We start from the raw sequence: 24,326 nt of genomic DNA, 5'->3' as shown, positions 1-24,326 counted from the left end.
GCTACTGTCATGAACTTTGACCAACGCCCTCTTAGACGCGAGGAACCATCACTGATAGCAGATGTACGACATCAGTTGATTTCGTTCATCCGTTCGTTCACGCTGTTGCTCTACATCGCGATGGGTATGGCAGTGGTGGGTGTAGCCATGAAATTTTTGGGACTGACGGGCGGCAGTTTTGTGTTCGTATTTGCCATGGCCGTGCTCATGCTGCTATTGCTGGTGCAGGTCGGCCTGTCTTTTTTCTACATCGTATCGAACGTTTGGCTCGCACTGTTGGGTGCTTTCTGTAGTTTTTCGCTGGTGACGGGGTTGCTGGCGCTTATCTTTCGCTACCAAAACTGGTTTGGCTGGCAGGTGATTTTCTATGCGGTCATTCCGCTCTACATTTTGGTGGGCGTGCTGCTTTTCCTATACCTGAAGCGCTTCCAGAAACTGCACGAGCCGCTGCGCAATTTCTTTTATGGCAATCTGGTCATCCCTTTTGTTTTTCTGCTCCTGTTGGGCATCGTAGCTTTTGTATCCAGCGCTGATCGCTTTAACCAGGAAGAGGACCCGGTGTTGCAGGAATCTCCTATACCTATTGACGGTGCCGCCGCAGAAGATACGACAGGGTTGTGGCGGGCGTATTAATCACCAGGCGCAGGTATAGATTCAGGGAAAACTACTCAGCGCACTGCTGATCCGTCATTTGCAACTGTTCTACCGGGAAGCCCTTGGCATTGGCCATCTGCTCTAGTCTGGCGTAGGTGGCATCATCCATGGTAGGAGTGCGGGAGAGGAACCAGAGGCTTTCACGGTCTGGAGCACCCACCATTACATAGCGATATTCCGGATCGAGCTCCAGTATCCAATAATCACCCTTAAAAGGCCAGAAGAACTGCACCCTGAGCTTGCTGTTATTGCTGCCCTCTACCGGAAAAGCCTTTCCCTTCACATCACTTGTTTTGCCTTCTTTCAGGCAGGAGTTATATACCTCCACATAGCCTTTCTCAGCATTTAGTTTATAGTCGGCGGTGGTGCAGCGGCAGCCTTTGGTGAAGCGCTGTGGGATGGAAGCGATTTCATACCACTTGCCTACGTAGCGTTCCAGGTCCACGCTGGGCACCGTTTCGAGCGGAGCGTTTGTGCTGCTGCAGCTGCTTATAATGGCAGCGCCGATCAGCACGGCCCCGGCTGTCAGGATAAGTTTTTTGTTTTTGTCTAAAGCCATACTTGCAACGTGTTAGAGTTGCTTGGCCATTTTGTAGTGCTGGATAGAGCCAAACAACAGGTATGTTTTTTCTACTACTTCATACCCATTGCGACGGTAAAAGTTTACGGCATTTTCGCGGGCCTGTAAGGTCATGTCGGTAGCCCCAAGCTGTCGCGCGCGGGCATCGAGGTAGCTGAGCAGTTGGTCGCCGAGGCGAAGGCCCTGCTTGTCTGCCCGCACACCTATAAAGCGGATCTGTCCTTCCTGCGGCGTGTTCAGGTGCAGACGGCAAACGCCTACTGCCTCGTTGTTATCATCCACCAGCATGGCATGTATAGCCTGCTCATCATCATCGGCACGTTCGCTGCCCTCGGGTTGGTCCCAGGGCTTGCGCAGCGTGTCGTAGCGCAGTTGGTAGTATTGTTTCAATTGTTCGGGTGTAGCAGGTTCTATGACTCTCATGTGGTAGTGATTTTATACTGCAAGTTTAGTATAAAATGTGGTGTTGTAGGTATAGCGGGGATTTAGGTTTTCGCTTGGCAGCGGGCGAGTGATATAGTTACCGCTTTCGCAGATATAGCAACCTTAATTGCTTTGTAGCTTCGCCTGGCCGGCGGGGCCTTACTTTTTTCCTTGATGAAAAAAGTAAGCAAAAAAATCAAGACGCTCCAAACTCGCTGACCGCTCGAACAGTGGAGCGTCGTGTGGTGCACCTGGCTGATGTTATCTATTCCATAGCTGAGGTGCAAGTTAGTCTTGCTATACCTGCCAGTGGTCTGTAACTGAAACTACAGCGCTTATACCTGTGATTGGGTAGTAGAAAATCCCCTATCGAGGGGTGCAGGAGTATGTTATAGCAACTGCTTAACCTCCCTTCAACCAAGATCCTTTCAGGATGACAACCAGGAAAGCAAAAGTCGGCAAAGTCTTCTTAGGGGTAGGGGCCCTCGACAAAGAAGGGGTAGGGGTGTGTTTAATCGTGCATGAAAATCCTAAAGATCCTTTAATCCTGAAAATCCTGATTCAGACAGAAAATCCCGCGCGTTGCATTCATTCAACAATCAACAATTAACCATTCAACAATTTAACCATTTAGCAATTCAACCATTAACAATCTAAAATCAACCTTCCAACAAAAACAATCAGCAACCAACAATTAGCAATCAACAATTCAATAAATAACTTTGCAGCTTATAAACCGTGTAAATCTTATCATTTAACCTAACCCGAAAAACTATGGCATCTTTCGATATCATCAGCAAAGTAGATCCGCAGATTATGGACAATGCGGTGAACGTGGCCCGCAAGGAAATCATGAACCGCTACGACTTCCGCGACACCAAAGGTTCGCTGGAGTTCGACAAGAAGAACAACGAAGTGCACATCAGCATGGAGAACGACATGCGCCTGCAGCATACCGAGGATGTGCTCATCAGCAAAATGGTGAAACAAGGCCTAGACGCCACTGCCCTCGACTTCTCCAAAGAGGCCTATGCATCTGGCGCCATGGTGAAGAAAGACATCAAGGTGAAAGCCGGCATCGACAAAGAGACTTCCAAAAAGATCATGAAGCTGATCAAAGACAGCAAGGTGAAAGTGTCTCCTGCCATCATGGATGAAACCATCCGGGTGACTGGCAAAAAAATAGACGACTTGCAGCAAGTGATCGCCGTTTTGCGTACAAACGCCGAAGAAATAGGTATGCCGCTTCAGTATGTCAACATGAAATCTTAATGGTTACATTGTTGAATGGTTAAATTGTTTTTAGCTGACGGCAACCATTTAACAATTTAGCCATGTAACAATTTAACACTCACCTTATGGAAATATTCGCTAATCCGGACACCTGGATAAGTTTGCTGACGCTGACCTTCATGGAGGTGGTGCTTGGCATCGACAACATTGTGTTCATCTCGATCATTGTAAGCCGATTGCCTAAAGAGCAACAGGCTAAGGGGCGCAACATCGGCTTGACGCTGGCATTGGTTTTCCGGATCATCCTCCTGATGTTCATCGCCTGGATCGTGAGTGCCAGCAACCCAATCTTCTCGATCAACCTGCCGTTCACAGACGAGGACTTCCCGGTGTCTTGGCGCGACATTATTCTGTTTGCCGGGGGCTTGTTCCTGTTGGCTAAATCCGTGACCGAGATCCACAACAAACTCGAGGGCGAAGTAGAAGGCCACGATGCCGGTCAGGGAACAGCAACGCTGGGCAAAGTGCTCATCCAGATCATCCTGATCGACATTGTGTTCTCTTTCGACTCCATTCTGACCGCTGTTGGTTTGGCGCAGGAGATCCTGGTGATGGTGATTGCCGTGATCATCGCGATGGGCATCATGCTGGTCTTCGCCAAGTACGTGAGTGAATTTGTGAACAAGCACCCGACCGTGAAGATGCTGGCGCTTTCCTTCCTGCTACTCATCGGCTTTATGCTGGTGGTGGAGGCGCTGCACCAGCACATCCCGAAAGGCTACATTTACTTCGCCATGTTCTTCTCGCTGATGGTGGAAATGCTCAACCTGAAGCTGCGCAAGAAAACCGAGCCTGTGCATCTGCGTCAGAACGAAGTTCTGGCCGAAGGTGATCCGTCACGCTAAATCTGTTTAGAGCTCTTTGCAAAATCCCCGGCAGTATACCTGTCGGGGATTTTTGCTTTTTGTGAATTAGTAGTTGTCCCAAAGGCATCTGGTACTGGCATAAACAAAATATGGAAAGCAGGGTGAGAAAGGTATGGGCGTTGCCCCGCATCAACCATCATGGCAGACAGGAGAAAGTAAAAGACATACATAGGAATTTGCTATATTAACCGTACAGAACCACCGTATACCTGGCCATGTCTAAAAGACCTTATCTCGTAGCCCTCTTTCTGCTGATCGCCCTTGTGGGCTTGAGTGTGTACAGCGTCAGCCTGATGAGTCCACCGGAGGCGCTACCGGCCGATGCGCCTGACACCGAATTCTCGGCGGAGCGAGCCATGGCGCATGTGCGGAAAGTGGCCAGCCAACCTCATGCGATGGGCACGGCAGGCCATGCAGAGGCAAGGCGGTATCTGCTAAAACAAATGGAGATGCTGGGGCTGCAGCCTCAGGTACAGGAACAAGTAATTGTAAACCCCCTGGGTGAAAGCAGCAATGTGGGCTACGTGTACAACCTCCTGGGCCGCCTGAAAGGCACACAACCAGGCGGCAAAGCCGTGCTGGTAATGGCGCACTACGATTCGCAACCCAACACCCCCGGTGCTGGTGACGATGGCGCAGGTATAGCCGCCATGCTGGAAACAGCCCGCGCCCTGCAGCTAGGCGAGCCGTTGCAGCACGACGTTATTTTCCTGATGACGGATGGCGAGGAGTATGGCTTGTACGGGGCCAAGGCTTTCCTGAAACACCCCTGGGCGGAAGAGGTGGGTGTCGTGATTAATGTGGAGGCGCGCGGCAACGCCGGCCCGAGCATGACCTTTGAGATAAGCCCCGAAAACGGCTGGATCGTGGAGCAGTTTGCCGCAGCGGCGCCCTACCCATTTGCCAGTTCCATGATGTACGAGGTATACCGCAACCTGCCCAACAACACCGACTTCACCGTGTTTCGCGATGCCGGGTATACGGGCGTGAATTCTGCCTTCATCGACGGATTCGTGCACTACCATAAAATGACCGATTCACCCGAGAACCTGGACCGCAACAGCCTGCAGCACCATGGCAGCAACATGCTGGCGCTGGTACGGCATCTGGGCAACGTGTCGCTCGACAATACCAAGGCGCAGGACAAGATTTTCTTTAACCCGGTAAGCAGCTGGCTGGTGCAGTACCCGGCTGGTTGGAATCTGCTGTGGGCAACACTAACCACAGTGCTGCTGCTGGCCTGCCTGGTGGTAGGTGTTCGCCGGAAAGCTTTTTCGGTGCCCCAACTAGTGGGCGGTTTTTTAGGCTTCCTGCTGTTGGTGGGCATTGTGGTTGGGCTAACCTTCCCGGTAACGAACTTTATAAAAGCCATGCTGCCTTACAGCCACGAGATGAACGGTGTATACGGAGAGGGGCGGTTCTTTATGGGCTACCTGTTGCTGGCGCTGGGGCTGATGCTGTTGCTGGGTTGGTTGTTGTTGCGCTGGATGTCAGTGTTTGCACTTGCCATGGGTGTTTGCCTGGTCTGGTTTGCCCTGATGGTGGCCGCCTTGGTGTTGGTACCTGCTGCTGCTTATCTGTTCATGTTTCCGCTGCTTTTCTGCCTGCTAGCCATGCTGGTGCTTTTCCTGAAAGACCTGCACCTGCAGCCGGTTGGCTGGGGGTATGCGCTGGTGTTGCTGGTAGGTATAGTGCCCGCTATTTTTATGCTGATGCCGCTCGTCAGGTTCCTGTTTGTGGTATTTGCCCTGCAGATGCCCGTAGCCACGGTGGCCACGCTGCTTCTGCTAGCCGGACTGTCTATACCTTTGCTGGTCACCATAGAGCGGAGCTTCGGTTGGCGCGCACTGCCCCTCTTGCCCGCGTTGTTGCTTTTTGTGGGTGGTATACAGCTGTTCCGGGCTATTGATGCGGAAAAGCCGAGTGCCGGGCAACCTTTGCATAGCCACGTGAGCTACTACCTCAATGCTGATGAGCATGTGGCCGTCTGGGCCTCTGCTTTCAAGCGCACCGATGAGTGGAACCAGCAATTTTTCCCTAGCCCCACGACCGGAGCACTGACCGAAATATACCCGATGGCTGCACGGGAATACCTGAAAAACAACGCAGAAGTTATACCTGTGCAAGCACCTGTCGCTAGCTTGGTGAACGAAGCGATAGCCCCCGGCGAGCGTGTGCTGACCATCCGGCTGCAGTCGCCGCGCGGAGCCGCCCACCTGGACCTGGTGCTGCAGCCCTCAGAGGAAGGAGGTATGCTGGGAGCCGCCATCAACGGTGAGGCACTCACCCTGGGGCCTATGAAAACGGCGCAAGGAGCGGTGTACTTTGCGAAAGTGCACGGACTACCGGACTCCAAGGAAGTAGAGTTGGAAGTGCGCCTGAAACAAAGCAGCAGTCTGCAGCTATACCTGTACGATGTGAGCATTGGCCTGCCGCAGCAACTGGTACGCAAACCAATGCCAGCTCACGTTATTCCGGAGCAGGGCCGTGAGAGCAATCTGACGTTGGTGCGGAAGACGTACCGGTTCTAAACCAAGGCATTGCTGCACTTTTGAATGATTTTAGGGATAGGGCATAACTTGTGATGCTGAGTATACGGTATAGCTATAGAAGACACCCTGTGCACCCTGATATATGCTCACCGATAAACTACTCACCCTGGCCTTCGGGCTTGTGCTTTTGCTGATGATCGCCTGCGACGAAAGTCCCAAAACCGAATATACTAAAACGGACGCGCCTCCTGTCGTAAAAGAAATGAGCCGCAGCGCCGCCTTCATAGACTATGCCGCCAGCACGACTATGCTGCAGGCCGAGTTGGCACGACTTGCTACGGAGCGTGCGCAATCCGAAGAAGTTAAAGCACTGAGTACCGACATGCTGGACTTTTACAACCAGGCTATGAAGCAATTGCAACAAGTTGCCAGAGCAGAAGGACTGAATAACAGCCTGCCCGACTCGCTGGGGTCGGCTGACAGGGCCACTGTAGAAGAGTTTGGGGAACTGACCGGTGCCGCTTTTGAAGAACGCTACAAGGAACACGTTTATACAGCGCAGCAAGCACAACTGGATAACTACAGCGAAATGCTATTAATAGCAGAGGAAGAAGAAGTCCGGAATTGGGTAAACGAGATGCAGCTTCAGCTGCGGGCACGCCTGCAATTGGCTGCGCAGTACGACAGCGTCAGGTAGGTATAGCAGGGTATAAACTTAGCTCCAGAGATCGGCCGCCTTGCGGGCCATCCGGAAGAAGAGGTCTTTCTCCAGACCTGCCACTTGGCGGGCTTCGCATTCGGAGTAGCCATTTTCTGAGGCGTTCAGGTAATCGTAGTAGAGCTGCGCCAGTTCCAGCGAGTCATCCTCAAACTGTTCTGTCAAGTTTTCGCGTTGCAGCTTCTCGGGCTCGAAGATCTTGGAAGGGTATAGCTTGTCGAGTTGGTAGATCAGGTACTTCTGCGAGGTATTGTCGGAGCGCTTGCTGCCACCGCCCAAAAGTTGCTCCAGCGGGAGGTCATCGTCGTCGTCATACTCATCCTCCAGTTCATCATCCACCGCTAATGGCTCATACACAATCAAATCGAAACCAGTGAGCTCCAGGTAGTCATCAAACTGCTCTTTTATAGGCACCAGGGTAGGAGAGTCGTGCTCACTGTTGAGCACGTTGGCCATGTGCAGGGCAATCTCCTTGCCTTTGTCACCGGCACCGATCAGGATCTGGTTGAACTGTGTGAAGTCGCAGCCCAGGTAAATGAACTTGTACTCATCATCGAGCACAGTAAAACACCATAGGGTGATAAACTCCGTGTCGTCTATTACAACCGTGTCTATGTAGAGCTCATTTATCTGAACATAATATGGTGCGTACTGCGGAGAGTCCATGGCTGATTCGGCATTTAGTGTACATTATTTGCGTATACGGAGTTTGTTTGCACATGGCAAAGTTTCTATATAGAAAATAAGCGAATGGCCTTAATCTTCGTGTCGGTAAATATAGTACAATACCCCACCGAGCGCCGTAACGCCCGCCCGTATGGCCCAGCCGATACCTTCTCCCCACTGGTTGACCCAGTTCAATACCAGCGAGTTGGCGCCTGTGAAACCGATAACGAGCGAAACCAGCCCAGCAAGAAGGAGAAACAGTCCGATGAATTTCATAGTGGCTTTTTGTAAGGTGAAAGACCTGAAAAAGAGGAACGTGTTGTAACAGTGAATAGACTGTTTTGGACAACCTCTATATAGTCCACTCTAAATATAATAAATATTATTTTCAGCACAAGATTTCAAACCGAAAATAGCTAAGCCAGCTACTATAAGGTATAGGATTAAAGCCTGAATCAAGACCAGATGCGCTCCATGAAGCGCTGTGCATTCCCGAAGGCGAGTTTCTCGAGCTGTGGCTGTGAGAGCGTTTTCTGCAACTGCTCCAGCAGGTAGGTATAGCTGGTGCCCGCGTGCGCGTGCTCTTTAAAATAGTAAGGCACACGGCTCAAGTCTGGCGAATCGAGGGTATAGAAATAGTCGGCTCCGAAGCAGATGCTGTTTTCAGCTCCTTTCTCAAAGCCATACAGTATGTGCTGCAGCAAGGCCTCGGGCTGCTCATTGTTCACAAAGGCCCGCAGAAAATTTATACCGATTAGCCCCTGCCGGCGTACGATCTCCTGTGCAATCTCGTCAGGCAGGTTGCGGTTGTGCTCCCATACCGGCCGGAAATTAGAGTGACTGGCCATAATGGGTATGTCGAGCCTTTCGCGGTCGATGTGCTCGAGGATGTCGTACGCCAGAGCGTCGCTGGTGTGTGAAAAGTCCACGGCGATGCGGCGGCCGTGCAGGTAGTCGAGCAGCATTTTGCCGTCGCGGGAGATGCCCCTGTCCGTCATGTTGCCGCCCCCAAAGCGGTTGCCCAGGTGGTGGGTGAAACTGATGTACAAAAGCCGCTCCACCGCTTCGATGATTTTCTCCAGTTTCTTAAAACCATCTTCCAGCGGTTCGTCCTCTTCGCAAAAGCCGGAGGCGTTTTCGATGGAGGCAATCATGCCGATGTCTCCATTGCCACTTAGAGCATTCTTTAATGATTCTGTATCCGTTACCGCCGTCAGGCAGCTGCGTTCGTCTGTGGCCAGCTTGCGGAATATTTCGGCCTGCAGGTGAGCATAATTGGTGCTTCCCGGCGCAGTGGCGCAATAAATGGCCATCGTCTGCAACCGCACGTTGCCCTGCGTGAGGGCTGGCAACGAGCACCCGATCTCAGCTACGTTGTCAATGGCTGAATCAGGTACATCCGACAGGTATACCAGTAGGTCGCAGTGCAGGTCTATAATAGGCATTCGGGCAGGGGCAGTCATGGAGTTGATTTTTTATTCGGTCTAAGATACGGAGAAGCAAGGCAGAAGGTATAGCTGTGTGTTCTACAATATTATCGTGCCATTGATTAACCTGCTACTCCCAGGAGCAGGGCCGTTTATTGTCATCCTGAAAGGATATTGGTAAAGAGGGCCCCTACCCCCGCCAGTAGTATAGGCTTAAACTCCCTTCAACCAAGTTTCTTAGCAGAATGACAATATATTTTGAACTCGTTTTCCTAGAATGAAACGTCCCTGCTCCCAGGCGGAGAAATGCCTCTCTCACTTGTTATTACGACGAAAGAAGGAATGACTAGTGGGAAAGGCAGACAAACAAAGAGGCCGGAGATTTCTCCCCGGCCTCTTATTAAATTCAGTTTTATTAGTTGTCAAAACCATCGTCGTCTCCGCCGTTCTGCTCGTTTGGCCGGCGACGTTCGCGGTTGTTGCCCTCGCTGTTGAGGCGGTAGGTAAAGCCCAGGTAAATGATGCGGCTCTGGCGACGGTTCTCGCTTTCGGTTCTGAACTCAGGGCCAAAGCTCAGGAAGTTGAACTGCCGCGTGTTGAACACATCCGACACCCGAAGCGAGATGGTGCCGTTCTTTTTGAGCACGTCTTTCTTCATAGCCACATCAGCGCTAAACATCTGCTCCATGCGGCCCTGGATGTCAGCCGTCGGAGCGCGGTAGAAACCAGACAACTGGATGTTTAGGTCTTCCCAGACGGTAAAGGTAGAGTTCACCTTCGAGTTCCAGCTGAATTGCGCGTTGCTCAGTTCCGTATCGCCCTGTGTGGTGTTGAGCTGCGTCCGGAAACCGGAGATGCTGCCGTTAATGCGCCACCAATTTGTAGCGGGGTAATTGAATCCAAGTTCTGCCCCGTAGGCCCGGTTATCGGAGATATTCAGGAAAGTAGTTTCGGTGGCAGGTATGGTGTCGTTGCCGACGATGACGTTGGTCCCCATCCGGAAACGCTCAATCTCATCCAAGGTATGGCGATAAAAAACAGTCGCATTAATAGAGGCCTCGCCCCAGTACTTCAGATAGCCCAACTCCAGGGAATTAACGAACTCCGGCTTCAGCTCTGGGTTGCCGTAGTTTACACTGAAGCGGTCTGAGCGGTCCACAAATGGATTCAGGAAACGGCTTCGTGGCCGGTTGATGCGGCGGCTGTAGCTGAACTGGAGCTTGTTTTCGGGGTTGAAGTCCTTGGTGATGAAGAAGGTCGGAAAGAGGCTGAAGTAGTTATTGTCACTCTTTCTGTCCTCGGTGCGCAGGTCTGTCTTGGTCACGGTCTGCTCAGCCCGCAACCCGACCTGGTAACTGATGGACTTATATTTGTTGCTGTAGTTGGAATAGACAGAGTAGATGTTCTGGTCGAAGACAAAGTGGTTGCTCTGATCGGTGCTGTACACCATTTCGCCGGTCTCGTTGTTCCGGTTAAAGAAACGGGAATCCTCATCCAGGCGCTCAAAGGAACTTCGGAAGCCGGCCTCAAAACGGCTGTTCTCTGAGATGGGGTGCACGTAATCGGCTTTGGCAACTATCTCCCGGTTGGCATCGTCCACCAATGTTTGCTGCATCTCCGGGAAAGCGTCCTGCAAGCCATTCCTCTCATTGAATAGTGCCACTTCGTCGTCTATGTTGGTGTTGTAGACAATGTCGGCTGTCAGTTCCTGCCCTTTTCGTTCGAAGGTCTGGCGGTAGCCCAGCGTCACATCGACGGCGTTCTCGTTTTCCTCCTCGTTGGTGTCGCGTGTCCGGGTGCTCACCAAACGGCGGTTCTCATCCTCGAAGCGGTACAAGATGTTGTTATACCCCGTGTCGCGGCCGAAGCGGTAGATACCGGAGGCCGACAGCGTGTGCTTGGGTGTGAGGAAGTAGTCGGCACCCAACCGGAAACTGTGCGAGATGTCCTTGCTGTTGCGCGTGCCTTCCTGCAGGCGGTAGCTGGTACTGTCCTGCTGGCCGAGGTCGTTGAGATGGAAGTTGGTGGTAGTGCTGTTGTTCCACCCCGGTCTGGAGCGCTGCCTGAAGTCGTAGCCCGAATTCAGAGACCACTTGTAGTAGCGGTAGTTCAGGTTGAGCGAGGTGTTGTAGTTGTCATAGGTGCCAGCCGTAACAGAGGCAGAACCATTGAAGCCAGGCTTTTTCTCCTTCTTCAGCACCAGGTTGATAATGCCCGATGTTCCTTCCGGGTTATACTTGGAGGATGGATTCGTGATCAGTTCGATGCTTTCGATCAGGTTAGCGGGAATCTGGTCGAGGGTAAGGTTAGAGAGGGCGGAGCGCTTGCCGTCCACGAGGATGGTGACGTTGGAGCTTCCACGCATGCTCACGTTGCCATCCACGTCCACAGTTACTGATGGAAGATTTTGCATCACCTCGGCCACCGAGCCGCTTTCAGCATTGATGTCCTGGCTTACGTTGACCACCCGTTTGTCCAGTTCGAATGATACGATGGGCCGCTCCGTCACAATCTGCACTTCTTTCAGCCGCGTAGCGCCTCCTCGCACAGGTATAGCGCCTAGTTGCAAATTAGTGCTAGTTGCCGAGATGGCGATGTTGGGTATGAATTTAGTAGGATAGCCTACCGAGGAAATGCGCAAAATGAAATTCCCTTGTGGCACGCGGGCCAGCTCAAATTTTCCCTCTATATCAGAGGTGGCGCCGGTTACCAGGCTGGAGTCGCGGGCGGTAAGGAGCACAATATTGGCAAATCCGAGTGGGGATTTGGTTTCTTCGTCCTGCACAGTACCTGAGATTCGGCCCTGTGTGGTAGCTTGCGGTTGTGCCTGAGCCAGAAGCGTGGTACTGGAGATAAATAGTAGAAAAAGAACGAAAGGGAATTGTAATGTATAGGTTCTCATAGTGTCTTATACGGGTATTCAAAGAAGGTGCTTTTGTCGCCTCAGGGTGTATGGGCAGCAGATGGGGTTGGAAGGGAAAGGTAATAACCGGGGTACGCCGCTGTTCTTTTAACGGAAATGGCGGTTTCCCCCGGCTCAACTTTTAGCCGTAGGTAAGACAGGCTTCGGCTGCAAAGGTTTAAAGAGAGCGGGTAAAAATCCCGAAAAAATATAGATATAGTAGAAAGGGTCTAGGTGACAGTTGGTTAGCTAGTGATTTTGCTCAGAAAATCCCACACCACCACACCTGTAGCCACAGAAATATTGAGCGAGTGCTTGGTTCCGAATTGAGGAATTTCCAGCACAAAATCAGACTCGTTGATCACGTCCTGCTCCACCCCAAACACCTCATTGCCGAGCACCAGGACATAATGCTGCTCCGGTTCAGGTATAAACTTGTTCAGCTTTACGCTGTTCACCGCCTGCTCCACCGAGCCAATCTGATAGCCCTGCGTTTTCAAATGCTTCACCAGTTCCAGAGTATCCGGCACATGTTCCCATTCTACAGACTCTGTAGCGCCCAGCGCTGTTTTCTCAATATCACGATGCGGCGGTGTGCCAGTGATGCCACACAGGTATACCTTCTCGACCATAAAGGCGTCGGCCGTACGGAAAACCGAGCCCACGTTATTGAGGCTGCGCACATTGTCGAGCACCAAGACTAACGGTATTTTTTTCTTATTTTTGAATTCTTCAACCGAGTCGCGGTTGAGGTCGTCCATGGAGAGCTTGCGCATTGGGTTGTTGGTAAAGGGTGTTGGGTTAAATTGTTTCTGACGAAGGTATAGCACTGTATATACCTGGGTGCAAAGGTACGAAGAAGGGTTGTCTGAATCAGGGTTTACAGGATTTTAGGATTGACAGGATTCTGTTCTGCCATCTTCCAGGTATAGCTTCTTAGGTGTCGCATATTGGTACTCTTACTGATTTAACACACCCCTGCTCCGTTCAAGAGGGGATTGCTGTTACTGCCAGTTTGTAGATATAGCCTCCGTAGCACGAACCACTGGCAGGTATAGCAAAAGTAACTTGCCCCGGAAGCTATGAAATAAATAACACTAGCCAGGTGCACCAGCGACGATTTTGTGTTTGAGCGGTCAGCGAGTTTAAAATCGTCTTGACTTTTTTGCCTACTGGGGGTAGGGCCCCTCGATTTTTTTGTCAAGAAAAAAAGTAGGTGCCCGCCGCACAGGCGAAGCTATAGCACAATGCAAGTTGTTATACCTGTAAGAGCGGTTGCTTCAAAGCAAAGTAAGCTATCCTTGGGCCAAAGGCCCCAAAATAACGAGCGAGGATGCTCGCGCCATGCAGTACAACTTAATTTAGTTTAATCGGGATAACCATCCCAACAAAGATATACAGGTATGAAAGGAGGAGATAACGGCACAGTTACCCCACTGATGAAACAATACAACGCCATCAAGGCGAAGCATCCGGGGGCGCTGCTGCTATTCAGGGTAGGGGACTTCTACGAAACCTTTGGTGAGGACGCCATCAGGGCCAGCAAGATATTGGACATCGTGCTGACCAAGCGCGGTGCTGGCTCAAGTTCTGAGACAGCGCTGGCCGGATTCCCGCATCACTCCCTCGACACCTACCTGCCCAAACTGGTACGTGCTGGGGAGCGCGTGGCCATCTGCGACCAGCTCGAGGACCCGAAATCGGTGAAAGGCATCGTTAAGCGAGGTGTGACCGAACTGGTAACACCTGGTGTGTCTTTTAATGACCAAGTGCTCGAGCGACGCAGCAACAACTACCTGGCGGCCGTGCATTTCGGCAAAACCGAGGCAGGTGTTTCTTTTCTGGACATCTCCACAGGGGAGTTCATCACGGCGCAGGGCGACAAAAACTACGTGGGTAAATTGCTGCAGAGCCTGGCGCCAGCGGAGGTGCTATTTTGCAAGCGCGAGAAAGAAACCTTCTTCCAGAGTTATGGACCTGACTTTCGCTATTATGCCTTAGAGGAGTGGGTGTTCAGTCACGACTTTGCTTACGAGTCCCTGACACGGCATTTTAATACCACCTCGCTAAAAGGCTTCGGGATAGAAGGTATGCAGGAGGCGATTACGTCGGCGGGAGCTATTTTGCATTACCTCTCAGAAACGCACCACCACGAGATCAGCCACATCGCCACTATCTCCCGACTGGAGGAGGATAAGTACGTTTGGCTCGACCGCTTCACGGTGCGCAACCTCGAACTGGTATACCCGCAGAATCAGGATGGTGTGCCGCTGATACAGATACTCGATCAGACCACAACGCCGATGGGGGCCCGTTTGCTCAAGAAGTGGGTCGTGCTGCCACTAAAGGATGTGGTGCAGATCAGGCGCCGCCTTGACACAGTGGAGGCGCTCACCCAGCATACGGAACTATTGGATGAGCTATACCTGCACCTCAAGCAGATCAACGACCTTGAGCGACTCATCTCCAAAGTGGCCGTGCGCCGCGTGAACCCAAGGGAACTGATGCAACTGGCCAAAGCACTGGACGCCATTCAGCCTATCAAGAAAATGCTGGCTGCCAGCGGTATACCTGCGCTCGTAAAGCTGGCCGACCAACTGGCGCCTTGCGACGGGCTGCGGGAGGAAATCAAGAACATCCTGAAGCCGGATGCCCCGATGCTCACCAACCAAGGCAACATGATCAATGATGGGGTGAACGAGGAGCTGGACGAACTGCGCAGTATCGCCTTTTCGGGCAAGGACTACCTGGCCCAACTGCAACAGCGGGAGGTGAAGAACACAGGTATAAGCTCCCTTAAAATTGCCTATAATAAGGTATTTGGCTATTACCTGGAGGTGACGCACGCGCATAAAGATAAGGTGCCGGCCAGCTGGATCCGCAAGCAGACCCTGGTGAATGCCGAGCGTTACATCACCGAGGAGCTCAAGACTTACGAGGAGAAGATTCTCAATGCGGAGGAGCGCATCTATACCATCGAGTTTGGCCTCTTCAACGAACTGGTGCTGCAGGCCATGGACTATGTGGGGCAGATACAACAAAACGCCAAAGTAATCGCCGTGATTGACTGCCTAAGCGCTTTTGCAGGTATAGCCGTGGCCGGCAACTACGTGAAGCCGGAGGTGAGCGAGAGTCATGTGCTGAATATCCGGAAAGGCCGCCATCCGGTCATCGAAAAACAATTGCCGCTGGGAGAGGAGTATGTGCCCAACGACATTTACCTTGACAACGAAGAGCAGCAGGTCATCATCATCACGGGTCCGAACATGGCCGGTAAAAGTGCCCTGTTACGCCAGACAGCCCTGATCGTGCTGATGGCGCAGATCGGTTGCTTTGTGCCGGCAGAGGCTGCCAACATCGGTATTATCGACAAGATCTTTACCCGTGTGGGAGCATCTGATAACCTCTCGAAGGGCGAGTCGACCTTTATGGTGGAGATGACCGAGACAGCCAGCATTTTGAACAACCTCTCGGACCGCAGCTTGGTACTGATGGACGAGATCGGGCGCGGGACGAGTACCTACGACGGAATTTCGATTGCCTGGGCCATTGTGGAGCACCTGCACAACCACCCGAAATACCGGGCAAAAACGCTTTTCGCCACACACTACCACGAGCTCAACCAACTGGCCGAGGACCTGACACGCGTGAAGAACTTCAACGTGTCGGTGAAGGAGACGGGGGGGAAGATTTTGTTCATGCGCAAACTGGTAGAAGGTGGTAGCGAGCATAGCTTTGGTATACACGTGGCCCAGATGGCTGGTATGCCAAATAGTGTTGTATTGCGTGCCGATGAGATCATGCACCACCTGGAAAAAGAGAAAGTATCGGAGCAGGCACCGAAGCAGCGAATGAAGTCAGCGCCTAAAAACAACTACCAGCTGAGCATGTTCGAGCTGCAGGACCCGCAACTGCAGCGTGTGAAAGAGCTGATGGAACAGCTCGATATTAACACGATCACGCCTGTAGAGGCACTTTTGAAACTCAATGAGCTCAAATTATTGTTAAAAGATAAAGGCGAACCGGTGCGCTGAATGGTATAGCCGGGCTGGGTATGAAAATTTTCTCTCTGAAAATCAGTGTAAAGTGAAAAAGTGATGGAAAATTTTAACGCTGCCTCTTGACTTCTGAAATTTTGTCTATATCTTTGTATCACTAAATCGCTAAGGGGGTTTAGGGAATGACTAAAAGCGGGAGTAGCTCAGTTGGTAGAGCGCGACCTTGCCAAGGTCGAGGTCGCGAGTTCGAACCTCGTCTCCCGCTCAAAAAAGGCAAATTGATAAAGACGTTGTGATAAGCAACGTCTTTGTTTTTTAAAGTCACCCCTCCGAAAAACGTTTCGGAAGGCGCCGGGATGGTGGAACTGGTAGACACGCAAGACTTAAAATCTTGTGAGCGCAAGCTCGTGCGGGTTCGATTCCCGCTCCTGGTACTGAATAAACTGAGAAAGCCCTTGTAACACATGTTGCAAGGGCTTTTACATTTATACAATGTGCTAATCTAGCGATTTTAGAATATAGCCCTATTAGGCAGTTGCAATTTGCCTAAACAGTAGTCATTATCACACTAAATGCCCACAGTACCTAGCGACTTCTTCAAGATTGAAAGGACAGCCTCAGAAATCAAAGCTGAGCTATTGCCCCGCTTTTTCGAGGTATGGGCGGCCACTAAGCTGCAGCAACCATCTAATCCGCCTCCCCCAATACCCTTCATTGACTTAGTGGCTGGTCTGGATAGTGGCGAGCCGGCGCCAGCTACCTTGCAACTGCTACGGCAGGTATACAAAAGCACTGGCTCCCGACTTGATCTGAACCAGGGAATAAAAACGATCTTTTATGACGCCGACCAGTCTGCCTTGGCAGAGCTGGAGAAGAAGATAGAGCAACTTCCGTTTTATCAGGACTTAGTGCACTCGCCGGTCATGCTGCTTGAGGAGCGCGAGGAGATGCTGGCAGCACAGATTCTGGATACGGGGCAACCGGCTCTCACTTTTCTTAATCCTGTCAGTGAAGGTTTTTCACAACAACTCCTGCTTCAGGCTGTCCAGGCTGGGACCTCAGACTTGCTGATGCTTTTCTGCCCGAAAGCTTTGGAGGCTGCGGTGAGGAAAGCCAAGGCTAATAGTTTGCTTCAGGAAATCTTTGGGGAGCGGCTGGAGCGGATTAGGGGCTTTTACAAGCAAAACAGGAACGCTGAGAGACGGGAAGAGTATTTGCTAAGCTGCTTTGAAGAGATCTTCAGCAGCAAAGGCTTCTATACCTTAAGCTTCAGAATAAACTATCCGGACAGGAGACAGACCAATCAATACCTTGTGCTGGCTTCTATGTCAGCACAGATTTATACTAAGGTCAAAGAGCTGCTGGGAGGGTATAGCGACTACCAGGAAGACGGAGTCCCTTTGTTTGGGGCAAACCTGCAAGCGCAGCAGATGTCCTTGTTTCATGAGCATTACAAATTTTCAATTGAAAGCTTAATGAAGGATTTGCTGCAAAATGCGCGGGAGTACAATAACATGGCATTGCAGCAGGTATACGAGAAGCACAGTATCGGCACCCACTACATTTTAGAGAACTATAAGCAGGCTTATGAGCGGCTGCTTAGACAAAACAAAGTGCGCTTTATCAATCCTAAGACCGGACAGGCCATCAGTAAACCGACCTATACTTCGAAAATCAGGTATAACGCCTGAATTGTATTAGGTAGAAAAGATAAAGCCATACCTGCTACTGGCTTTAGCCAGCCTGCATCTGTTACTTCATCCTTCGATAGAGAAGCAGCGGTTCGTTGCCGCACTAGTTGAGTTTAAAGCTCACACCCGAAGTTTCTAAACCGGTTGCTCTGCGGTGACCGGATCTATCATGGCATACACTCTCTTTACAGAGTTTGCCGGAAAGCCACCTTGCTTCGCATGCTCCCGCACCATTTGCTCGTCTGGTGCATTGTATATACAATAGATTTTGTCATCCGTCACATAGCTGTGTACCCATTGTATTTTTGGGCCCATGTTATCCAGTACGCCACAGGAAGTCTGTGAAATGGACTGTAACTGTTCCTGCGTTAAATTACCGGCGCCCGGAACTTCTCTTTCAATTACATACTTAGGCATCTTATTTTATTTAGTTTGTCTATTTGATTTTTGCTGTAGGTGATCTCTGACTGCAGCAGTAGAAGGGTAGGTGGCTACCTAATCGTAACGTTTTGTGTCTTCAATAGGCTGAGCTTAACAGGAGCAATTTGGTGAATGACCTGTTTTATAGGACCAAGTTGACCTGGGGTTATCAGTTAAAGAGGCTTCCGGTCGTTTCAATAGTAGAAAGTGGTTGAGCCTTTTAAAAACTAAGCCCATGCAGGAATTCTACATGGGCTTAGTTTTTACTACCTGTGAAAATAGAGTGTATACTTTATCGCACTAATTCCCTGTTCCTGTTCGCATCGATGGCTAGCAGGATGAAGAGCAGGATGGTAAACGACCACAGCGAAGAACCGCCGTAGCTGAAGAAAGGCAGCGGTATACCTACCACAGGCGCCAGACCAATGGTCATGCCCACGTTAATGACGAAGTGGAAGAAGATGACCGAAACCACGCAATAGCCATAGGTGCGGCCGAATACGGACTTCTGCCGTTCAGCAATGTAGACAATGCGCATCATCAGCAGCAGGAAGAGGGCAATCAGAATGGTGCTGCCTACCCAGCCGTGTTCCTCGCCAATGGTACAGAAGATGAAGTCGGTGCTTTGCTCGGGCACGAAGTCGAACTTGGTCTGCGTCCCCTCCAGGAAACCCTTGCCCCAGAATCCACCCGAACCAATCGCGATCTTCGATTGCGTCACGTTCCAGCCATAGCCCAGCGGATCTGCCTCGGGGTTGATGAGTGCTTTGATACGGTTCTGCTGGTGCGGTTGCAGGATGTCATTCACAAAATAATCCACACTGAAAACCATGCCTAACACCAAAACAAACAGCGCGATCATGGTTTTAAAGCGGCGCATGAGACGGTAATCCAGGAACATGGCCAGGCCCATGAGTGCCGCGATCCCGATGAGCAGGTACAACTTGGGTACGAGCAGGGTCAGGATGAAGATGGCCGCCGCAGAACCCCCAATGATCAGGATCAGAGGCGACATGCCCTCCCGGAAGAAAGCCAAAATGAAGGCGCCGAAGACAAGGGCCGAACCCGTTTCGTTTTGTAAGATGATAATGACAGCAGGCAAGAAAGTAATGGCCGCCAGGATCATTTGGTCCTTCATGCGTTGTTGGCGCAAGCTAACCTGACTCAGGAATTTAGAGATGGCCAATGCCGTGGCGAATTTGGCTAACTCGGCGGGCTGCAGGCGTATACCTCCACCCAGGTCGAGCCAGGAGCGGGAGCCTGCCACGGGGTTGGCCACGGCAAGCGTAAAGAGCAGCAGCAGGATAATGGCGCCATAAATAGGGTAGGCGAGGTGCTCGTACACCTTGTTATCAACAACCAGGAGGACGATCATCAAAATAACGCCAGTACCTATCCAGACAAGTTGTTTTCCAGAGTTGATGTCGAAGCTGAAGATGTTCACCACGTTGTCGGGGCTGTACACTACGGCGTAGATATTCATCCAGCCCAGCGCCACCAACACAAAGTAGATGAGCACCGTGAACCAGTCCAAGTTGCCAAATACGCTGGTTGACTGGCGGCGGCTGCTGGGCTGCACGATCTTTCCTCCAAGTACACGATGTTGCGTTGTTGACATACCTTACTTCGATTTAATATTCAAATACTCACGGCTCAATACCCACTTCTCCTGCTCTTTGATCGTCACCGTGTCCGTCAGGTACTGCTCAATCATCAGGCCCGCAATTGGAGCCGCTGACTGTCCGCCCCACTTACCGTGCTCCACATACACCGCGATGGCAATCTTCGGGTCTTCCATAGGGGCAAAAGCCACAAACACGGCATGGTCAGGGCCCTGCGGATTCTGGGCCGTTCCGGTTTTGCCGCAAACGGTTATACCTACTTTCCCGAGGCTAGCCTTACGTCCTGTACCCGCGCGCACCACCTCGGCCATACCCTCTATGATCGGATCAAAGTGATGTGGCTTCACAGAGGTATAATGACGTTCGTAGTTCTCTGCCAGCGGCTTGCCGTCCTCGCCGATCGAGCGGATGAGGTGTGGGGTTACATAATAACCCTTATTGGCGACTACGGCCATAAAGTTCGCCATCTGCAACGGTGTTACACCCAGTTCGCCCTGACCGATACTGAGGGAATAAATGGTGGAGTATTTCCAGCGATCTTTGCCATACACGCGATCGTACAGGTCAGTGGAGGCGATAATGCCTGACTTCTCGCCCGGTATATCGATGCCCAGTTTCTTGCCGAAGCCGAAAGTCAGCACATGCTCGCGCCAGTCTCTCAGGCCAATCGATGTGTCGGTAAACGTATTTTTGGACTTGCCCTGATTAATGAGCGCCTTGTAAGCCTGGAAGAACCACGGATTGCAGGAGTGCTGCACGGCACCGCGCAAATCGAGCGGCGAGGGGTGCGGGTGGCAATTCACCAACGATTTGTTACAGGCATACCTTGTGTTCGGGTTTATCACGCCATCTTCCAGTGCGATCAAAGCCTGCGTCAGTTTAAAAATAGAGCCCGGCGGGTTGCGGTCGGCCATGATCGGGCGGTTGAACATGGTCTTGTCCGGGTCCTGCAGCAATTGCATGTAGTTTTTGCCGTAGTCTTTGCCCGTAAACAGGTTCGGGTCATAGAATGGAGCAGAAATGTAAGCCAGTATCTCGCCGGTTTTCGGTTCGATGGCCACAATACTGCCTTTAGCCCCATTCATAAGGTGTTCGCCATAGGCCTGCAGGTCCAGGTCGATGGTGCTCACCATGTTCTGGCCGGCTATGGAGAGCGTATCGTAAGCGCCGTCTTTAAAAGAGCCCTTGTCGATACCGCGCACGTTCACCATCTTGTATTTGACGCCTCGCTTGCCCATCAGGTACTTTTCGTAAGCCATCTCTATACCTGCTTTGCCGATGTAGTCGCCTGGGCGGTAGCCTGCGTAGGTGCTGTCTTCGAGCTGCTTCGGGCTGATTTCAGCGATATAGCCCAGCGCATGCCCCAGACTCTGGTGCGGATATCCGCGAGCTGTACGGGCGTTGATGTAAAAGCCGGGAAAGTCGATCAGATTGTCCTGTATGTGGGCAAAATCCTGTGTGCTCAGCATCTGCTGAAAGATAGAGGGCTTTACCCAGGAGTAGGCACGGGCTTTTTTGAAGCGCTCGCGGGCATCTTCCAGCGTGATGTCGAGCATGCTGGCCAGGCGCAGTGTGTCGATGTTCCGGGCCTCTTTGGGCACGATCATCAGGTCGTAAACGGGTGTGTTTTGTACCAGTAACTCGCCGTTGCGGTCGTAGATCAATCCCCGGAAAGGATACTGGATGACTGTCTTGATCGCGTTGGTCTCAGCGGCCTGCTTATAGCTGCTATCCACTACCTGGATGTAAAAAAGGCGCAAGGCGTATACCACCCCCACCACCAGGAATATTGCTTGTATGACGTATTTTCTGTTTTCGAGGTAGTTCATCTATTCGCTCTCTTAAGGGAGAAGAACAGTAATTGTAAAATGACCATGACAACGCCTGTGAACAACACGCTCAGCAGGATTTTAGGCACTGCTGCCGACAAGCCCTCCAGGCTGAAAATCTCGAGGAGAAACACTGCCGTGTGGTGCGCCAGGATCAGGGTGAGTGCGTAAGCCAGAAACCAGCGCCAACCCATGATGTGTATGTTCACAGAATCATTCGTATCGTAACCATCACGTGGTGTGAGAAGGTTCAATATCATGGGTCTTAAATAAGCCAGCAGCACACTGGCGGCCGCATGTATACCCATCGTGTCGTAGAAAATGTCGACCGCAAAACCCGCTGTAAAGCCCAGGAACAGGAGCAGGACCCGGTTCATCTCAATTGGCAGGAAAAGCAGAAAGGCAATGTAGATAAAGCTGAAACCGGTGCCGAAAAGCACCAGATTGTCCATCAGCAGTATTTGCAAGGCTACAAATACCACAAACTGCACGATATGTCTTATACCTAGGCTGTTATTCATGGGGGAGTATTCCTGCTTCTGTTTCAAGGGTGTCCTGCTCCGGACGCTGCGGATTTTCCACGACATACACGTAGGAGAGTTGGGCGAAGTCAACGGAGAGTTGCACCCTAATGGTATAAAAACTCTTGTCCAGCTCGCGCTCCACCTCACTGATCGTGCCGATCATGATTCCTTCCGGGAACACCGTATTAAAGCCGCTCGTCACCACGGTGTCACCGGGCTCGGGCTTCACGTGAAGCGGTATGTAATCGAGCAGGGCCGTGCGGTAGTCGCCACCCGTCCACTTAATGGTGCCAAAGGTGTTGTCCTTCTTGATCTTGGCCGAAATCAGCATCTGCGAGTGCAACAGTGAGGTAACTGTAGCATAGTGTCGCGAAACGGTTTTCACGCGCCCTACGGCCCCGTTCGGGGAGATAACGCCCATGCCCGGCTTCACGCCATCCAGGCTGCCCGCTGCCAGTGTCAGGTAATTGTTCGTGCGGCGGATCGAGTTATTGATAACACGGCCGGCATGCAGAATAAAAGGCTCTGATTTGGCAGAATCGGTAGACGCAAAGAAGGTCGTGTCGAGCTGATCGGTGCTGTCTGCATCGGCATCCTGCCTGTAAGACATGAGTTGCTGGCGCAGCACGGCATTCTCCTGGGCAAGCGTACTGTTCACAGACGCCAGCCTGAAGTAGTCGGTTACGCCACTTTGAAACTCCAGCACACGCCCCACATAGGTGTTGGCGGAGTTAAACATAGCGGCTCCCTGGTACGTGTTGTAGCGCACAATCAGGAAGATGCAGAGTGCCTCCAGCAACACGAAGAGAAGGAATGCACGGAACCGATAAATAAATGCAAATAGATTCCGCATGCGGCACTTTTAAGTCAGGAGGACGTTCTTAAAACCTTCCAGATTTTTGATAGCCGCACCCGTGCCACGCACCACCGCTCTCAGCGGATCTTCGGCAATGTGGATTGGCAGTTTGGTTTTGGCAGCCAGACGCTTGTCGAAGCCGCGTAATAAAGCACCGCCACCTGTCAGGTGGATGCCGTTGTCGTAAATGTCAGCAGACAGCTCTGGCGGTGCGATTTCCAGCGCCTTTAGTACCGCTTCTTCGATCTTCGACACTGACTTGTCCAGCGCAATGGCGATTTCCTGATAGGTTACTTTGATCACCTTCGGTATACCTGTCATCAGGTCACGGCCACGGATCTCGTAATCGGCAGGTGGGTTTTCCAACTCGGTCAGAGCCGAGCCAACTTCGATCTTGATCTTCTCAGCAGAACGCTCTCCGATCAGCAGGTTGTGCTGGCGGCGCATGTAGTCCAGAATATCTTTAGTGAACACGTCGCCGGCAATGCGGATAGACTGGTCGCATACGATGCCGGAAAGTGCCACTACGGCAATCTCTGTGGTACCACCCCCGATGTCCACGATCATGGAACCGATCGGCTGCTCTACGTCGATGCCTATACCTATGGCAGCAGCCATGGGCTCCTGGATCATCCATACCTCTTTGGCACCGGCATGCTGAGCAGAGTCGCGCACGGCACGTTTCTCCACTTCGGTTATACCTGAAGGTATACAGATTACCATGCGGTGCGAAGGCTGGAACAGGCGACGGCCCGTGTCGATCATCTTGATCATACCACGAATCATCTCCTCAGCGGCGTGAAAGTCAGCGATCACACCGTCCTTCAGCGGACGAATGGTCTTGATGTTTTCGTGGGTTTTTTCGTGCATCTGCATGGCGTTGCGGCCAATGGCAAGTACACGGCCCGTGGTGCGATCCACGGCGATGATAGACGGCTCGTCCACCACAATTTTATCGTTATGAATGATAAGAGTATTGGCGGTACCCAAATCAATGGCTATATCGCTGGTAAGAAAGTTAAATAGTCCCATTCTTATTTTTTGAAGGCGTGCGGCTGCCCGTTATATGTTTAATATACAATATTTCTAATTAAAAACTAGCCGCAAAATTAGTGATTTTCAGCGGAATTAATAATGCTGATGCAGAAGAGGTCAAAGTTTTCAAAGTTTTTCTTTCCCATTTTCCATACAATTCTCTATGCCGTCTTTCATAACGCATTTGCAGGTATAAAATTGGATAGGCCTTGGAGTTTGATTTTATGAGGCGGGTATGGACGCTGGCGCATGTAGTAGAGTGCTTACGTTACTGGTAATCATGAAAGTGAGGCACTTGTAAACACCTATACCTGTCAGACCCATATACCG

The 24,326-nt window shown here is 51.4% G+C and carries 20 protein-coding genes and 2 tRNA genes; 9 read left to right on the top strand and 13 right to left on the bottom strand.

Annotation, left to right across the window (positions count from 1 at the left end):
• Positions 1–9: 9 nt before the first annotated feature.
• Entirely contained in the window at positions 10–633 is a 624-nt protein-coding gene (locus C8E01_RS02165; RefSeq protein ID WP_116541700.1) for a hypothetical protein, read from the top strand.
• 31 nt (positions 634–664) lie between these two features.
• Here the strand turns inward: C8E01_RS02165 and C8E01_RS02160 are convergent, their stop codons facing one another.
• Both C8E01_RS02160 and C8E01_RS02155 read right to left on the bottom strand, forming a co-directional pair.
• Positions 665–1,213: a lipocalin family protein gene (locus C8E01_RS02160; protein WP_116541699.1), complete on the bottom strand. Its 549-nt coding sequence runs from the start codon at positions 1,211–1,213 to the stop codon at positions 665–667.
• 12 nt (positions 1,214–1,225) lie between these two features.
• Complete coding sequence (locus tag C8E01_RS02155; protein WP_116541698.1) at positions 1,226–1,657, bottom strand: GNAT family N-acetyltransferase; 432 nt, start codon at positions 1,655–1,657, stop codon at positions 1,226–1,228.
• Between the two features lie 774 nt (positions 1,658–2,431).
• Here C8E01_RS02155 and C8E01_RS02150 point away from each other — a divergent pair.
• The 4 genes from C8E01_RS02150 (at position 2,432) to C8E01_RS02130 (ending at position 7,005) form a co-directional block, all read left to right on the top strand.
• Entirely contained in the window at positions 2,432–2,929 is a 498-nt protein-coding gene (locus C8E01_RS02150; RefSeq protein WP_116541697.1) for a YajQ family cyclic di-GMP-binding protein, read from the top strand.
• An 86-nt stretch (positions 2,930–3,015) separates the two neighbouring features.
• Positions 3,016–3,795, top strand: a complete 780-nt coding sequence (locus tag C8E01_RS02145) for a TerC family protein (protein WP_116541696.1) — start codon at positions 3,016–3,018, stop codon at positions 3,793–3,795.
• A 236-nt stretch (positions 3,796–4,031) separates the two neighbouring features.
• Positions 4,032–6,347 carry a M20/M25/M40 family metallo-hydrolase gene (locus C8E01_RS02135; RefSeq protein WP_116541694.1) on the top strand — a complete coding sequence of 772 codons (2,316 nt, stop codon included), beginning with the start codon at positions 4,032–4,034 and terminating at the stop codon, positions 6,345–6,347.
• A 103-nt stretch (positions 6,348–6,450) separates the two neighbouring features.
• Complete coding sequence (locus C8E01_RS02130; protein WP_116541693.1) at positions 6,451–7,005, top strand: DUF4142 domain-containing protein; 555 nt, start codon at positions 6,451–6,453, stop codon at positions 7,003–7,005.
• 18 nt (positions 7,006–7,023) lie between these two features.
• Here C8E01_RS02130 and C8E01_RS02125 read toward each other — a convergent pair whose 3' ends face one another.
• The 5 genes from C8E01_RS02125 to C8E01_RS02105 form a co-directional block, all read right to left on the bottom strand.
• Positions 7,024–7,692 (bottom strand): hypothetical protein, encoded by a 669-nt coding sequence (locus C8E01_RS02125; RefSeq protein ID WP_116541692.1) that lies wholly within the window; start codon positions 7,690–7,692, stop codon positions 7,024–7,026.
• A gap of 90 nt (positions 7,693–7,782) precedes the next feature.
• The gene (locus C8E01_RS02120) at positions 7,783–7,968 is read right to left on the bottom strand and encodes a hypothetical protein (protein WP_116541691.1); all 186 of its coding nucleotides are present in this window, start codon (positions 7,966–7,968) and stop codon (positions 7,783–7,785) included.
• Between the two features lie 179 nt (positions 7,969–8,147).
• Complete coding sequence (locus C8E01_RS02115) at positions 8,148–9,137, bottom strand: dipeptidase (protein WP_243409381.1); 990 nt, start codon at positions 9,135–9,137, stop codon at positions 8,148–8,150.
• A 397-nt stretch (positions 9,138–9,534) separates the two neighbouring features.
• Positions 9,535–12,021: an outer membrane beta-barrel family protein gene (locus tag C8E01_RS02110; RefSeq protein ID WP_116541689.1), complete on the bottom strand. Its 2,487-nt coding sequence runs from the start codon at positions 12,019–12,021 to the stop codon at positions 9,535–9,537.
• 245 nt (positions 12,022–12,266) lie between these two features.
• Positions 12,267–12,797 (bottom strand): RNA methyltransferase, encoded by a 531-nt coding sequence (locus C8E01_RS02105; RefSeq protein ID WP_116541688.1) that lies wholly within the window; start codon positions 12,795–12,797, stop codon positions 12,267–12,269.
• Positions 12,798–13,424: 627 nt separating this feature from the next.
• Between C8E01_RS02105 and mutS the strand changes: the two genes are divergently transcribed.
• The 4 genes from mutS to C8E01_RS02080 all read left to right on the top strand — a co-directional run bounded on the left by mutS (position 13,425) and on the right by C8E01_RS02080 (position 17,710).
• Positions 13,425–16,055 carry a DNA mismatch repair protein MutS gene (gene mutS, locus C8E01_RS02095; protein ID WP_116541686.1) on the top strand — a complete coding sequence of 877 codons (2,631 nt, stop codon included), beginning with the start codon at positions 13,425–13,427 and terminating at the stop codon, positions 16,053–16,055.
• A gap of 156 nt (positions 16,056–16,211) precedes the next feature.
• A tRNA-Gly gene (locus C8E01_RS02090) sits at positions 16,212–16,284 on the top strand.
• Positions 16,285–16,369: 85 nt separating this feature from the next.
• Positions 16,370–16,453: transfer RNA gene (locus tag C8E01_RS02085), tRNA-Leu, on the top strand.
• A gap of 138 nt (positions 16,454–16,591) precedes the next feature.
• Positions 16,592–17,710, top strand: coding sequence for a class I SAM-dependent methyltransferase (locus C8E01_RS02080; RefSeq protein WP_243409380.1), 1,119 nt, complete (start codon positions 16,592–16,594; stop codon positions 17,708–17,710).
• A gap of 135 nt (positions 17,711–17,845) precedes the next feature.
• Here the strand turns inward: C8E01_RS02080 and C8E01_RS02075 are convergent, their stop codons facing one another.
• The 6 genes from C8E01_RS02075 to C8E01_RS02050 all read right to left on the bottom strand — a co-directional run bounded on the left by C8E01_RS02075 (position 17,846) and on the right by C8E01_RS02050 (position 23,993).
• Positions 17,846–18,127: a DUF4242 domain-containing protein gene (locus tag C8E01_RS02075; protein ID WP_116541685.1), complete on the bottom strand. Its 282-nt coding sequence runs from the start codon at positions 18,125–18,127 to the stop codon at positions 17,846–17,848.
• 295 nt (positions 18,128–18,422) lie between these two features.
• Positions 18,423–19,748, bottom strand: coding sequence for a rod shape-determining protein RodA (gene rodA / locus C8E01_RS02070; protein ID WP_116541684.1), 1,326 nt, complete (start codon positions 19,746–19,748; stop codon positions 18,423–18,425).
• Positions 19,749–19,751: 3 nt separating this feature from the next.
• The gene (gene mrdA / locus C8E01_RS02065) at positions 19,752–21,581 is read right to left on the bottom strand and encodes a penicillin-binding protein 2 (RefSeq protein ID WP_116541683.1); all 1,830 of its coding nucleotides are present in this window, start codon (positions 21,579–21,581) and stop codon (positions 19,752–19,754) included.
• The gene (locus C8E01_RS02060) at positions 21,578–22,102 is read right to left on the bottom strand and encodes a hypothetical protein (RefSeq protein ID WP_116541682.1); all 525 of its coding nucleotides are present in this window, start codon (positions 22,100–22,102) and stop codon (positions 21,578–21,580) included. The genes mrdA and C8E01_RS02060 overlap by 4 nt, the downstream gene beginning before the upstream one ends.
• Positions 22,095–22,958 (bottom strand): rod shape-determining protein MreC, encoded by an 864-nt coding sequence (gene mreC / locus C8E01_RS02055; protein WP_116541681.1) that lies wholly within the window; start codon positions 22,956–22,958, stop codon positions 22,095–22,097. Before mreC ends, C8E01_RS02060 begins: the two co-directional genes overlap by 8 nt.
• A 9-nt stretch (positions 22,959–22,967) precedes the next feature.
• Positions 22,968–23,993, bottom strand: coding sequence for a rod shape-determining protein (locus C8E01_RS02050; protein ID WP_007652384.1), 1,026 nt, complete (start codon positions 23,991–23,993; stop codon positions 22,968–22,970).
• Positions 23,994–24,326: the final 333 nt, after the last annotated feature.

It is taken from the genome of Pontibacter virosus (genome assembly GCF_003096355.1).
In the GTDB taxonomy this organism is placed as follows: domain Bacteria; phylum Bacteroidota; class Bacteroidia; order Cytophagales; family Hymenobacteraceae; genus Pontibacter; species Pontibacter virosus.
The sequence above is the reverse complement of the archived record's forward strand: the minus strand, read 5'-3'. Positions and strand labels throughout refer to the sequence as shown.